Raw genomic sequence first — 15,843 nt, 5'->3', positions numbered from 1 at the left:
TTATGGAGGAAAGGGACGTACAATATTATCCTTTAACCCATCCTCAACGCAGGGTTTGGGTTATTGAGGAAATTTATTCAGGAACATCCGTCCATAATATTGGCGGCCCGGTAAACATTGGAGGGATGGTTAACTTCAAATTAATGGAGCAAGCTATAAAATCCGTCATCAGAAGCAACGAAGGAATCCGGGTACAGCTAAAAAAAGTAAACGGCGTTGTCATGCAGTTTATAGCGGAATATAGAAGTGAGGATATTGACATCCCTATTATTGATTTCCGCAGTCATAAAGTACCGGAACAAGCATTCGATGACTGGGTGAAGGAAGAAGCGCAACTGCCATTCTTCAAAGAAAACAGTAATCTTTTCCGTTTTGTGATGTACATATTAAATGATAGACAATGCGGTTATTTTGTTAAATTACATCATATTATAGCGGATGGCTGGTCCATCCATTTGTTAACAAATCAGATTGCAGATCACTATAAGCAATTTACAGGAATTCAGGAATATGCGGGTGCAGACGCACTGCCGTTCAGTGAGTATATTGCAATTGAAAACAATTATTTATCTTCAAAGCGGCGTTTAAAGGATAAAGCGTTCTGGTGTGACAAGTTTAACATCATACCAGAAGATTGTAGCTCAGTCCATTTAGAGGTAAAGAAAGGGTGTAGAGAATCATTTATTCTAGACCCGCATACAGCTGCTCAATGGAAACAATATGTTAGAGATAATGAAATTACAATTAACACATTCTTTATAAGTATGTTCGTTGCGTATTTTTATTTGTATTTAAACAAGTCTGAACTGGTAATCGGAACTCCGGTATTGAACCGTTCAGGGAAAAAGGAAAAAGGAATCTTCGGTATGTTCACAAGTACGATGCCGTTCAGGTTCAGGGTGGAGCCTAGTACATCTGTATTGGAGACATTTAAATCCATCCAAAGGGAACTCAAGGAATGCTACTTCCACCAGAAGTATCCCTATGACATGATGATTCACGACCTCAAAGAACGACACCCACATATAAACGGACTGATGAAAATAAGCATCAATTATTACAATACGGCGTTGCCTAATGCTATCAATGATCTGAAAGTTGAAAATAAGGAATTCTACAATGGATGTCAGCTGTACGACCTGCATGTCATCATCAGAGATTGGGACGCAGACGGCGCTCTTACAATTGATATTGACTACAAAACAGATTTGTATTGCAGGGATCAGATCAATCATATGTATGGGACAATTACAGATATCGCGGAACAAATGATAAAGCATCCTCTTAATAGCATACTTGGCCTTCATGTCCCGACTGAGAGTGATAATATCCGGGAAGAGTATAACCGTACAGAATCCGCATATCCCCGGAATAAGCTTGTCTATCAATTATTTGAAGAGTATGTGGATGAATGTCCGGATGCACGGGCTGTAAGCTTCGGCTCAGAGGTTATGACGTATGACCAACTGAACCGGAAGGCCAACCAGCTTGGAAGATTTCTGAGGTCAAGGAATGTGGGTGTGGAATCGGTAGTAGGCATCCTTACCCGACATTCCATTGAGACGGTTATCAGTATACTTGCAGTCTTGAAGACGGGAGGCGCATATCTTCCTTTGGACCCGTCTTATCCGCCGGATCGAATAAAGTATATGCTGCAGGATGCGAATGTACAGATACTTCTTGTTAATAATACATCGTTTCCCGACAATGATTTCTGGGGGGAAGTCGTCCATGTTCAAGACTCATCCCTGTACAATGGGGAAGACAGGAATTTGAACGTTGTGAATTCCCCAGAAGATCTTGCGTATGTGATCTATACTTCGGGATCAACCGGGAGACCCAAAGGTGTCATGATTGAGCATCGCAATTTGGTGAACTATATCTGGTGGGCAAAGCAAGTTTATGTTAAAGCACCCCGCGAGGTGTTTGCATTCTATTCTTCACTCGCCTTTGATCTAACAGTAACCTCCGTCTTTACGCCATTGTTGAGCGGCGGCGAGATCGCAGTGTATGAGGATAATGCGTATGAATATGTTTTTTATCGGATATTTAAAGACAAACATGCGACGGTTGTGAAGGCCACACCCTCACATTTGAACTTAATAAAGGACAAAATATATAAGGAGTCCTGTGTCCATACATTAATCGTCGGCGGTGAGGATTTGAAGCAGGCGTTGGCACAGGCCGTCTATGACAATTTTGACGGGAACATCCGCATTTACAACGAATATGGTCCGACAGAAACGACGGTAGGTTGTATGATCCACCGCTTTGAGCCGCAACTGGAAAGGGCTGCGTCGGTCTCTATCGGGAAACCCAGCCATAATAACCGAATCTATATACTCGATGAAAAACAAAGGCCAGTTCCTACAGGGGTATCCGGGGAGATTTATATCTCAGGGGATAGTGTCGGGAGAGGCTATATGAATCAACCAGAGACAACTAAAGATAAATTTATGGAAGATCCGTTTAATAAAGGGAACCGGATGTACCGCACAGGAGACTTGGGAAAATTATTAGCCTCAGCCAGTTGCTTGGAGTATCTCGGGCGGATGGACCAGCAAGTGAAGATTAGAGGCTTCAGGGTGGAATTACCGGAAATTGAGAACCTTTTGCTGAAGCACAGGAATATTGAGCATGTGACGATTGTTGACCATAATATCAACGGGGCTGTTGCTTTAGTCGCTTATTATGTTGCCAAGAAGGATATTAACGATAAGGACCTTCGACGTTTTGTATCCGGGCAGCTGCCGGATTATATGTGTCCGCTTTACTTTATCAGGATGGATACAATGCCCCTTACCCCCAACGGGAAAATTGACCGTTCGGCACTTCCGGTTCCTGAGCAGGGTGCTTCTGATTCAACGGAGCGCCTAGTGACAGAGAGGGGAGCAGCGGAACATGACATCAGCGGGTTATTTCTTTCTGTCGTCCAAAATATTCTCAATGTCTCCCAATTATCCCTAAAGGATAACTTTTACCATGTGGGGGGCGATTCCATAAAAGCTATTCAAATTGCTTCCGCATTATTAGACCAGTTCGGCTTAAAAATAAGTGTACGGGATATCTTGTCGTTTCCTGTTATTGAACAGATGATAGATTGTTTAGAATTGAATACTGGTAGCGTACAGGAAGTGCTTCAAGGAAATATTGAGGATACACCGATTGTGCGCTGGTTTAAGTCGCAGCAGTTAGCCAGCCCGGGGCACTATATGCAATCGGTGGTACTTAACATGAAGCGGAACACCGATAAGAATATGCTGCAACGGGCGGTTCAAGAGCTCATCCGTGTACATGATGGCTTAAGAATTAACCTGGACAAAGAATCGGGTAGCATGTTCTATAATAACCGGCATTTAAACGTTCCGTTAGTAGTTGGCTCTTATGACCTCAGCGGGCTGTCCGCAGGGGAGCAAGCTGAGCAAATGGACCACATCAGTTTCCAGTTAAACAGGGCTTTTGACCTGAATAATGACCTCTTATTGAGAGTATGCTTGGCGGATTTAGGCGCACAGAGACAAGTATGTATGATCGTGGCCCATCATCTTATCATAGACGGAGTATCCTGGCGGATCCTCTTGCGCGACCTGGACGGACTGATCGGGAAAGGGGGAGCTTTTTCTGCCAATTCCTTGGTGAGAACCCATTCGCTTAAAGAATGGTCCGATGCGATGATTTGCAGGCTGGACGATCTGGAGCAGGAAGAGCAAGAATATTGGAGCGTGGTTGCCGCTAAGTCGGCTTCTTTTCAAGGGGATGATCAGGAAGTAGCCCGGGAAGATGATATCATCGCAAATTGTATTGTGCATGAATGGGGATTCAGTGAGGAAACCACGCTTCATTTGACCACTGCAGCCAACGTGAGGCTTCATTCTTCTATGAATGAATTGCTATTGTTGTCCTTTATAAGGACCATGAACGATTTAACAGGGGAACTCGATATAGTCTTTGAATTAGAAGGGCATGGACGAGATGGCCTGGATACGGATATTGATTTGAGCAGGACGGTGGGATGGTTCACTTCCATTTATCCGGTGAGAATAACGTTAGGGTCAGGCAGCCTGCAGAACCAACTGGGCGAGTTGAGAGACCAACTCCAGGCAATTCCGAATAAGGGTAACGGATTTGGTCTTTTACAATATCATAAGGGTTTGTTTACAGGGACATGCCAGAAATATATCCGGTTCAATTATCTGGGAGATCTGGCGCTTGACATGGACAGTTTTGATCTCGACCTAACCAAGCGGAAATATGAGAATCACCCGGGCAATCAATGTACATCCCTGATGGACATCAATATTTATATAATCAACCGCCGGCTTTTTACAGAAATATGCTATAACCATAAGCGCTATACAATGAAGTCTATTCACCGGTTAGCGGCAATCTTCAAGGAGAATATTGAGAGGATCGCCCAATGGGGGGCAGATTCAGGGGCAGCAGGCAGACGTTCCAATTTAGATTTTCATTCCGTCGATTTAACGCAGGATGAGGTGAATTACATTCTAGATTCATTATAAGTGAGGAAGGAACGTCATAATGAAGAGGATTGTTTTTAGCAATGGGGTTATAGTTGCGGCTGTTTGCATTATCCTTTTGATGTCTGTATGTACAGGGTATGCATTTGCTTCCGGAGGCAATAGTGGCGATCCTTCCAGTCAACTCGAAGAGATTGAAGGGTATATCAATAAACAAATGCGCGAGGGGAGAATACCCGGTATTTCCGTTGTCGTAGTGAAGGATAACAAAACTATATTAAAAAAGGGTTACGGATATGCGGATAAGCAGAACAAAGTCAAGGTGTCTCCTGATACTCTCTTTGAATTGGGCTCGACAAGCAAAGCTTTTACAGCGATAGGAGTTCTTCAATTAGTAGAAAACGGATTAATCCGCTTAGAGGATCCTGTGACCAAATATCTGCCGTGGTTTGAGGCAAGCTATTCCGGTGAATATAAAGGGCACCAAATATCGGAGAAGGTCCCAATTACCCTTGAACAGCTGCTTCATCACACAAGTGGCATTCCTTTTAAAACGATTGGGGATATCCCTATTGACAGCACATCCATGGCGCTGGAGAACACTGTTAAAAATGTGAGTGGCGTTCATCTTGATTTTTATCCGGGTGAGCGTTTTTTGTATGCGACTATTAATTATGACATTCTTGGGCTCATCATAGAGAAATGTACCGGCCAGTCCTTCGAGGACTATCTGCAGAATGAAGTCATGCTGAAACTGGGAATGAATCAAACCTACCTAGGCCGAAATAAATCGGACAGTGGACGGATTGCAGAGGGCTATAAGCTGAAATTTTTAAGAGCTGCAGCCTATCAGGCGCCGGAATACCGCGGAAATACACCTGCAGGCTATATTATTTCTAACGCAAGTGACACTGAGCGTTGGCTGCAGATCCAGCTTGGAAAAGCCGAACTGCCATCTTCATTGGCAAAACTGATTAGTGCATCTCATGAGCCGGACAGATCGGTTATGCCTGGGCCGAACGGTTCTTCCTATGCCGCAGGGTGGAACGTTTTTCAGAAGGGCGGAGGGGAGCTTTCACATGCTGGCTCGAACCCCAATTATTCTTCATTCTTTTCAATTCGTCCCTCGGATGGCGTGGGAGTAGCTGTCTTGGCAAATCTGAACAGCTCATATACAGAGCTGATCGGGCAAGGAATTACAGAAATTCTACAGGGCTATGAACCTTCGAATGCTATAACCGGAGATACTTACAAGTCGGCTGACACAATATCCTTTGTAATCTTTTGTGTAGCGGTACCGGCATCTTTAGCTATTATGTTCTTTTTGATCATGTCTCTGATTCAAATTCACAGGCAAGGCTGGAGAGCAAAGGGGAATTTCATTCAATCCTTTTTAAAAGTATTATTTGCCCTTATTGTTCTTCTCTCCGTCGGTTTTTCCTTATACAAAATGCCGGCCCTCTTGTTTTGGGGATTGCCTTGGAGTTTTGTTAACGTATGGGCACCAAACAGCGTAATTTACGCTGTTGCTCTGCTATACGTTACGGTGGGTTTGTTTGTTGTCTATAGTCTGATTTCTTCAATCTTTGAAGCGAAAGAAAAAAGACAAGGATTGATATTCTCTCTGATCTCCTTAAGTTTACTAAGCGGGTTTGGCAACGCCCTAATCATCTTTGTCATCAACGAAGCGCTGAATCGTAATGGTGATACAGATACAGCTTTGGTTATGTATTTTGTTCTGGGGATCTTGATTTATGTATTCGGTCAGAGGATTGTAAGATCTAAATTTATTCATATAACAAATAACCTGGTGTACGAAAAAAGATCCGAGCTGATTACCAAAATTCTAGGTTCGGATTATGAGCAGTTCGAGAAGATCGATAACGGCAAGCTGTATGCCGGGCTTAATAACGATACAGAGAACATCAGCAATTTTGTGAATATTTTCGTTTCGTTGATTACAAATATTGTAACGTTGCTTTGTTGCTTTATCTATCTCGGTGTTATCAACTTTTATGGTCTTTTATCCTCAATCATTTTTATTGCTATTGCTGCGGGTTTGTATTTTGCCACCGGTAAATCAGCGAATAAATTATGGGAGGAAACCCGAGATTCGCAGAACCTTTTCTTCGGTTTCATTCGTGACATGGTCGACGGATTTAAAGAACTCAACTTGAATAGGAGAAAACGCTCCGAATTTCATGAGGATATGATGGAATGTTGCGATAATTACAAAAGAAAGCAAATTGCCGGGAATTTGAAATTCACGAACGTTTTTGTTATTGGGGAGCTATTGTTTACTTTTGTAATTGGTGTCGTAGTATTTTTGTTTCCGGTCATATTTGATAATGTGCAAAATAACTCTTTGCGCAGCTATGTATTGGTCTTTCTTTACATGACAGGTCCTGTTAACGGAGTTCTGAATGCGATCCCTAACCTGTTTCAGATCAGAATTAGCTGGAACAGATTAAATCAATTGATTGATCTGCTGGGGAACGGGACGGTGGATTCAATAGAACCCGCTCCGGCAACCCCTGACAGAGAGCGAAAGAGAATAGACCTCCAGTTAAAGGAAGTTGCATTCAGATATAATACCGAAAGTGGGCATGAGTTTCTGCTCGGTCCCCTCTCTTGTTCGTTTAAGTCTGGAGAGGTAACTTTCATAACAGGAGGAAACGGGAGCGGCAAATCCACTCTGGCCAAAATAATCACAGGGTTGTATTCCCAACATTCCGGCAGCATCTCGCTTAACGGGGAGGAGTCAGGGTCAGAGCAATTGAAGGGTTTATACACAACCGTCTTCAACGACTATTATCTGTTCAAAAAGCTGTATGGAATGAACGAAGATAACCGGTTGAAGGATGCCTTAGTAGATGATCTGCTTGCTGAATTGCAGGTTGCGGACAAAGTAAGAATTGAAAACGGAGAGTTTAGCACCGTAGATCTCTCTACCGGACAACGAAAAAGATTGGCGCTGTTTGTAAGTTATATAGAGGATAAACCGATTTTTCTTTTTGACGAATGGGCGTCTGATCAAGACCCCGAATTCCGCAGCTACTTCTACAGTCATTTGTTGTTTCAGTTGAAGGAAAAATCGAAATGTGTAATTGTCATTACTCATGATGATCAATACTTCCATCTGGCAGATCAAATTATAAAGATGGATTTGGGGAAAATTGTGCCCCAATCGCAATACATAGCATCAGCTCTTATCTTTGCCGCAAAGGATGAATTAGTTCAATGAATGAAAAAATGCGCATCTATTGTCTTCCTCATGCCGGGGGTTCAGCGATGATGTACCACAAGTGGAAAAAATATTTCAATCCGGAGATAGGGATCATGCCTATCGAATTGGCCGGAAGGGGCAAACGGTTTACAAATGCTTTGTATGATCGGTTTGATGAGGCGGTCGAAGATGTATTCCAACAAATAACGTCAACCTTGGACTCCGCCCCTTTCTTTCTATTTGGACATAGTATGGGTAGCTGGCTGGCACTCGAGGTAACCTATCAGCTGATTGAGCACGGTTATCCTGAACCCAAAGGATTATTTCTGTCAGGCAGAAGGCCTCCTCACGTAGCGGGCGATAAAACAGTGTATCACACTCTTTCCAACGATAAATTTATCGAAGCGGTGTTGAAACTGGGAGGCGCGAACCCGGAGGTATTTGAGAATGAGGATTTAGCCAAAATCTTTATCCCCATTTTACGGTCCGACTTTAAGATGCTTGAGAATTACACATATAACAAGAAGAATAAGCTTACCTGTGATCTGTATGCTTTGATGGGTGAAGAGGATGCACTGGTTTCTTATCCGATCATGGAGCAATGGAAGGAATATTCAGATGGACCTACGGAGATTCGGTTATTCAACGGCGGACATTTCTACCTAAATGATAGAGAAGAGGAACTGATCCGATACCTGAACAGCCGAATCCTTGTGTCACAATAAGAGGGTGGGGATGAAATTGGCGCCTAGCCGCGAAATCGAGGACATATTGGCATTAACGCCCTTACAGAAGGGGATACTCTTCAATTGCATCAGCAACCCTGATAGCCAATTGTATTACCAGCAGTTATCATTGCAGCTGATAGGCACTCTTGATGTGAATATGTTTACGGCAGCTTGGAATATGGTTGTACAGCGGAATGAAATGTTGCGGACGATATTCCGCTGGGAAAATATTAAAGAGCCGGTACAAATCATTTTGAAACATATGCAGGTCCCTGTGAAGGTCTATGAATATTCAGCTGTTGAGGCTGAGACAAGGAATTCCTTGGTCAATGATTTGAAGACGAAAGACCGGAGGGAATTGATTGATCTCCAAAAAGAACCATTGCGGCTGAAGCTGATAAGACTGGCAAAGGATACTTATGAAGTATTGCTTACCTATCACCATATCTTGTTTGATGGTTGGAGTAATGTGATTTTAATAGATGATCTATTTACTGCTTATGAAAGTTTAGCGGGCTATTCCGAGTATTCCAATAACAAGAGCAGCTTTAAGGATTATGTTAAAGCCAGTAAACAGAGCAATACAGCAGAACAGCGGGAATATTGGCGTGCTCATTTAATTGATTTACAAGAACAGGTACTCCTGTTTCCCGATAAGGACTCCAGGAGACAAGAACATAACCTTAATCTCAAGCATACACATGTCGTTTCTACGGAAATTAAAGAAAAGATGGAGAGCGTATGCAGAAATCTTGAACTGACTGCAGCTTCTTTTCTATATTCCGCTTGGGCTATTGTCATAAGTAAGTATAAAAATACCGATTCCGTGATATTCGGAACAACTATAAGCGACAGACCCGTCAGCATCCCGAGAGTAGAGCAAATGATTGGACTGTTCATCAATACGGTACCTATGCAAATCAATCTCATTGAAGAGCTAACGGTGCAAGAGCTATTGCTGAAAGTGAAAGGAGAATTAATCGAACGGAGGCAATATCATAACACACCGCTGATTGACATCAAACAATTCTGCAATGCCACTGTTCCCGGGGAACTGTTTGATACCAATATCATCATTGAGAACTACCCCATTGATTATATAAACAAAAAAACATACAATCTGCCGTTTCGGTTGGGAAATTACTCGATGTTTGAAGGCAGTGATTTCGATATTACCTTGCAAGTGGTCCTGACCGATGTCATAGAATTGCATTTCCTAGGGGGACCCAAAACACAAGTTACGGCAGAGGCCTTATCCGGCCTTGCAATGCAATTTGAAAATACACTGAGACAAATGGCCGCTGATCCAAATGAATGGGTGGAGTCCATTGACATACTAACAACAGCCGAACGGCATAAGCTAATTCATGATTTCAACCAAACGGATAACGGGGACGGGGAAAATACTTCATTTCTTAGTCTTCTTCAGGATTCAGTCAAACAATATCCGAATTCCATCGCAGTGGAGCAAGGGGAGAACCGATATACATACGAGTATATTGATAAAAAATCAAACCAGGCTGCCCGATTGCTGCGTCGCCATGGAATAGGGGCCAATCAGGTTGTCGGTTTATTGGTTGGCAGGAAGCCGGAACTGCTCATTGCCCTTTTGGGCATTCTCAAAGCCGGCGGATCGTACTTGCCGCTTGATCCTCAATATCCTAAGGAAAGAATTACAAGTATTCTTGAGGATAGCGGGACAAAGCTTATCATTACCGACAAGAGCGGATATGAAGATGTATGTTCAAAGTTTGATACAATTTCTATGGAAGAACTCGTTCAATCTTCCGAGGATGACTCCGTGCTTACCCATGGGCATCCTCTTCCTTCGGATATGATGTATTTGATATACACTTCCGGTTCAACCGGGACTCCCAAGGGGGTAATGATTCAACATAAGGCATTTTATAATTTCATAGAGGGCATGCTACAACGCATTCCAATGGATGAGACTAGTGTAGTTGCCGCAGTCACTACGATTTCATTCGATATTTTTGCCCTGGAGGGTTTGCTGCCGCTGGCAGTCGGAGCAAAAATCGTTCTTGCCAGTGAAGTTGAGCAGACGGATATGGAACGGTTGGGCCAAATGATTACGGAAAAGAAGATTGATTTTCTTCAGAGCACCCCGTCCCGCTTAAGGCTGTTGCTGAACAAAAATGCAGGTAAAGAATCACTAAACGCGATCAAGCATTTGTTGATCGGCGGGGAGCCCCTTCATGAACCGCTCCTGGAAGAGTTAAAAAATAGCATGAAGGGCGAAATATATAATATGTACGGTCCGACGGAAACAACTATATGGTCCACAGTCAAGCGGCTGACTGACAGCGCGGAACTCAGCATAGGAACCCCGATCCGTAATACACAGATCTATATTCTGAATCATAAGTTTCAACCGCAACCAATTGGAGTGGCCGGTGAATTGTATATCTCCGGTGAGGGACTGTCACAAGGCTACTTTAACCGCCCGGATTTAACAAAAGAAAGGTTTATAGAGCATCCCTTTAAAGAAAACTGCAGAATGTATAAAACCGGAGATGCCGCAAGGTGGCTTCCGAATGGGAGTGTCGAGATTCTTGGAAGGCTCGATAACCAGATTAAAATCAGAGGTTTCCGGGTTGAGCTTGAGGAAATTGAAAGGTTTATAGCAAGGTTCGGGGGCGTAAAAGAGGCGGTTGTGATTGCGAAGAAGAACAAGCATGGAGAGGACAATCTTCATGCATTTTTTACATCCGATCAACCGCTGGATACAACCGGCCTGCGTAATTATTTGGTTAGCTTCCTGCCCGTTTATATGATTCCTTCGACTCTGGTACAGCTTAATGATATCCCTAAAACTCCAAACGGTAAAATAAACCGTCAAGGACTGTTTCAGATAACCCGTCCAGAGGAGAAGAGGATTGAGCGGTCTGCTCCCAAGAGCAGTTACGAACAAAAGGTAATGGAATTATGGCGGGAAGAGCTGGAATGCAGTGAGATCAATACGCAGCATAATTTTTTTGATCTTGGCGGCAATTCCTTCTCCGTAATGAGGATCATGAACCGGATCAATCAGGAATACCAGTTGAATCTGCCGGTAACAACGTTGTTCCAGTATCCTACGATAGAGGCATTATCGTCACATTTGAGTGGCTTGACCATGGCTGAGTCTGACGTTCGGCTTCCAGTTCATAAGATGGGCCCTCATCATGAAACAGACATAGCCATTATCGGTATATCAGGCATATTTCCTGGAGCGGGAGACCTTGATACATTCTGGAGCAATCTGGTGAACGGCGTTGACAGTATTAGCGTTTTCCCGAAAGAGCCGGGGAGCGCAGCGAGAACATATTCTTCGGGAGTCATTTCTGACATCGATATGTTTGACGCCGGTTTTTTTGGCTATACGCCGATGGAAGCGCAGTTAATGGACCCGCAGCATCGTATTTTTTTGGAATGTGCCTACCATGCCCTTGAGAATGCGGGTTATCATTCAGAGATGTATTCCGGTGAGATAGGTGTATTTGCCACCACAGGAATGAATACATATCTGTTAAACTCCAGCCAAGCTTGGGGCATCGCAAAAAAACATGGGGTTCTGCAGACCATGCTTATGAACGACAAGGATTTCCTCTCCACCAAATTGTCTTATAAGTTGAATCTTAGCGGGCCAAGCATTAATATTCAAACAGCTTGCTCATCATCATTGGTGTGTGTCCATGAGGCCTGCCTAAGTCTTATTAACGATGAGTGCAGCATGGCTCTGGCCGGCGGTGTGGCTGTGAAAATTCCGCAGGATGAAATTGTGTATCATGACGAAGGCGGAGTTATTTCTAAAGACGGGCAGTGCAGGGCTTTCGATGAACGCGCGAATGGAACTGTCAGCGGGAACGGTGCAGGTGTTGTTGTACTGAAACGGTTGGAGGATGCTCTCCACGATCATGATCACATATATGCTGTGATCAAGGGTTCAGCCATTAATAATGATGGAGCCGAGAAAATCGGATACACTGCTCCTAGTGTCAACAGGCAATCCAAGGTAATTGACAAGGCAATTGCACGTGCAGGTGTGGACCCCCAATCCATCCAATATGTCGAAGCGCATGGAACCGGAACGATATTGGGTGATCCGATAGAGGTTGCGGCATTAACCCAGACTTACCGGAACTATACAAATGAAATCCAATACTGTGCAATCGGATCGGTAAAAACCAATATCGGCCATCTTGATGCAGCGGCGGGTATTGCCGGGTTAATAAAAACAACCCTTATGCTTAAAAACGCAATGCTTGTCCCAAGTTTGCACTATCAGTCTGCGAATCCGAACATTGATTTTCAAACAAGCCCCTTCTACGTTATCGACCAAGCGAAGCCGTGGAATGTTCATGAGGGCCCGCGGAGGGCGGCTGTCAGTTCGTTTGGTATTGGCGGAACGAATGCGCATCTTATTCTGGAGGAAGCACCAGCTGTACATTCGTCAAAAGAATCCAGGAGGTATCTGCCAGTTATTCTGTCCGCCCAAAAGTGGGAGAGCTTAACCGATACAGTGGAGGGGGTTATCGGTCATCTTCGAAACCATGCGGAGTTATCGCTTGCGGATGTCGCCTACACTTTGGCTGTGGGGAGAAAGAGATTCAAAGAATCCTATATGCTTGTTTGCAGTGATGTAAATGAGCTGATCGAAGTACTCGAAACCAAAGACCCGCTGGAACTTCATTATCTGAAGCGTGCAGATACGCAGCATGGCGTCGCATTTATGTTCCCGGGCTTAGGTGAGCATTATACCGGTATGGGACAGGATTTGTACGAGAACGAGCTTGTTTTCCGTGAAGCAGTTGACCGCTGCGCTAAGATTATTATGCAGCATGCTCGGTTTGATATCAGAGACATAATGTTTAGACGGCAAGCGGATGAATGGAGTACATGTCAAATACACCTTTCTCTATTTGTATTGGAATACGCAATTAGTGTTCTCTACATTCACTGGGGCGTTGTACCGAAAGCAATGATTGGGTACAGCATTGGCGAATACGTAGCGGCATGTTTGTCAGAGGTCATTACGCTTCAAGATGCCTTATTTCTCATTATGAAGCGCGGACAGATAATAGACAGGGTCACGGAAAAGGGAGGGATGCTTGCTGTTTGCATGGGTGTTGAGGAGACACTTCCGATCTTAACCTTGACACCGGGACTGTCCGTTGCAGCAGTAAATAGCCCTAGTATAACAGTTGTGGCAGGTTCATTAGACGAACTTGATATTCTTAAGGTGTCACTTCAGCAACAGGGAGTGGCCTATCAGGCCATTAAAGGTTCCAAGGCTTTTCATTCACACATGATGAAATCTGCCCGGGAACAGTTTTTGGAGCTCCTTCAAAGCATTCCGTTAAAAAAACCCACGATACCTTATATTTCAAATGTAACGGGTCATTGGATGAAGGATGAAGATGCGGCAGACCCAGAGTATTGGATCAGGCATATGTGTGAGACTGTGAACTTTTCAAAGGGGATTCAGTCGCTTTTGAGAGAAGGCTTAGGTGTTGCGCTAGAAGTAGGTCCAGGACGTTTTTTATCAAGCCTGATTCAACAAAATGTCGAGGAGCCATCGGCTGATGTCCCATGTATTGCCTCCATGGGACATGTCGTCCGGGGATACAGTGAGCATTATAGTCTCATAAAATCGGCAGGGATGCTAGCGGGAATGCATGTTCCGTTTAATTGGGAACGTTTTTATCAGAATGAAGAGCGCAGGAGGGTGCCTTTGGTACCATACCCCTTCTTCAAACAAAGATATTGGCTTCCTCAAGACACGCTTAGCCGCCGTGAGGGAGATGAATCACAATCGCTGTATTCACTTACCTGGAAGAGAGCTTCGTTGGGGGGCTTGCGGGTTAAGCAAAATACCAGACGGGTATGTATCTTCGGGTACCCTTCAGAGCTTATTGACTCCATTCAAAGGCAATTGGTTGACGAAGGAAATGAGGTATACTGCATTTTCCCTGCAGAGGACTTCTCTGAGGCGGACGGGATATATTACATCAACTCCACAAGAATGAATGATTATATCAGCATCATGGATCGAATTGGCTCCCTGCCGGATGAAATATTGTATATGTGGGGTCTCAATGAGGAGGAGGCAGTTGTAGAACAGTCGCTGTCCATTCTGGAACGGCTCTTCCGGGAGGTGCTGGTTAATGAGATTCTCCGGATCTATCTCATCGGGTCAAGATTGTTCCATGTGATAGGAAATGAACCGACAAGAACGGATGCGTCCATCTACAACAAGTGCTGCTTAACACTCAATAACATATCAAAGAATCTACGCTGCAAGCTGATTGATATGGAGATCGAACAGCAATACCAGCAGTGTGCGGCGCAGCTTCTTATGGAGCTTGAGCAGGGACAGGATTCGACCATCGCGGTATACCGCAACGGCTATCGATGGGTTATAGAATGGACCGAAGAGAACAGCGTCTGTTCAAGCTCTGCCGGAGATGAAGCTATGTCCTTGTTTATTATGGGGGATATCAAGCAACGGGAAGCGGAAATGATCGCCTTACTCACAGAGATGGGCTGCAGAATTGCTGCGGTGGCTGACAGTTCGAGCGGAGAGTATAGAAGCTTAGATGGAGTCAGATGGGAACAGATTCAGAGAAATGATGAGGAGCATACGCTTAGAATTTACCGCGATGCTTGTGAATCCGAATTCGGTGTTAATGGCATCATTTGTTTCTCCGATTCATCAGAGGGTTCTGCACCAAACCTGCGTTGGACTGACAAGGACTACGGGATGAAGCCTATGCTGCATTTACACCTCCACTTATTTGACAAGGATATCAGCAGCGGCTTACCGGCTTGGTTGTTGTTGAACAACTGCTCTTATGCAAGTCGTCCATATCAGACGGCCGCGTGGGAGTGGGGTTCGGATAAGCGACAAACTCTAAATATTCTGCGGAGTATACTTAGCATGAGCGATGGAGCTTATCTTATTACTGCTCAGGACAAGGTCTCCTGGATGAATGTGCATTTGAACACCAGCGGCACGGATGTACCGAACATCACTACGTTGTATCAAAGACCGGAGTTAAGTGTAAGATATGCCCCGCCCAGTAATAACCTTGAGAAGGCTATTAGTGAGTTGTGGCAGGATATATTCGGGGTTGAGAACATTGGAATGTATGATGATTTCTTTGATTTGGGCGGTAATTCATTGGTTGGCATAAGCTTGATTAATGCCATCAATAACAAGTTTCATCTGGAACTGAAAGTACAGGATGTGTTTCTTTACCCTACGATTCATCACATTTCGGGCAAAATTATTGAATTTTTCGGCGATCTGGATACCATGGATGAATTTTTAGAGGAGCTCTCAAAGTGGGAAGAACAGTATCAGGGCATGTTGTGATTATGATAATTACAAGCGAAGCCTACTATGGGC

General features: G+C 44.1%; 4 protein-coding genes. All 4 read left to right on the top strand.

Translation table 11 applies throughout. The features are described from left to right. Positions 1-2: 2 nt before the first annotated feature. From MKY64_RS20020 to MKY64_RS20005, 4 genes are read left to right on the top strand one after another with little or no spacing between them, the layout of a single operon-like run. Positions 3-4,520 (top strand): amino acid adenylation domain-containing protein, encoded by a 4,518-nt coding sequence (locus MKY64_RS20020; RefSeq protein WP_340955298.1) that lies wholly within the window; start codon positions 3-5, stop codon positions 4,518-4,520. A 19-nt stretch (positions 4,521-4,539) separates the two neighbouring features. Then, complete coding sequence (locus tag MKY64_RS20015) at positions 4,540-7,722, top strand: cyclic peptide export ABC transporter (RefSeq protein WP_340955297.1); 3,183 nt, start codon at positions 4,540-4,542, stop codon at positions 7,720-7,722. Beyond that, positions 7,719-8,429, top strand: coding sequence for a thioesterase II family protein (locus MKY64_RS20010; RefSeq protein WP_036727785.1), 711 nt, complete (start codon positions 7,719-7,721; stop codon positions 8,427-8,429). Before MKY64_RS20015 ends, MKY64_RS20010 begins: the two co-directional genes overlap by 4 nt. A gap of 10 nt (positions 8,430-8,439) precedes the next feature. Further along, positions 8,440-15,810 carry a non-ribosomal peptide synthetase/type I polyketide synthase gene (locus MKY64_RS20005; RefSeq protein WP_340955295.1) on the top strand — a complete coding sequence of 2,457 codons (7,371 nt, stop codon included), beginning with the start codon at positions 8,440-8,442 and terminating at the stop codon, positions 15,808-15,810. The last annotated feature ends 33 nt before the right edge of the window (positions 15,811-15,843 follow it).

The organism is Paenibacillus sp. FSL R7-0210, from assembly GCF_038009085.1.
Classification (GTDB): domain Bacteria; phylum Bacillota; class Bacilli; order Paenibacillales; family Paenibacillaceae; genus Paenibacillus_AQ; species Paenibacillus_AQ silagei.
The sequence above is the reverse complement of the archived record's forward strand: the minus strand, read 5'-3'. Positions and strand labels throughout refer to the sequence as shown.

What these genes read in the sequence shown, in the direction of transcription:
- MKY64_RS20015 (WP_340955297.1), top strand. Translation starts at nt 4,540, where the DNA reads ATGAAGAGGATTGTTTTTAGCAATGGGGTTATAGTTGCGGCTGTTTGC.
- MKY64_RS20020 (WP_340955298.1), top strand. Translation starts at nt 3, where the DNA reads ATGGAGGAAAGGGACGTACAATATTATCCTTTAACCCATCCTCAACGC.
- MKY64_RS20005 (WP_340955295.1), top strand. Translation starts at nt 8,440, where the DNA reads ATGAAATTGGCGCCTAGCCGCGAAATCGAGGACATATTGGCATTAACG.
- MKY64_RS20010 (WP_036727785.1), top strand. Translation starts at nt 7,719, where the DNA reads ATGAATGAAAAAATGCGCATCTATTGTCTTCCTCATGCCGGGGGTTCA.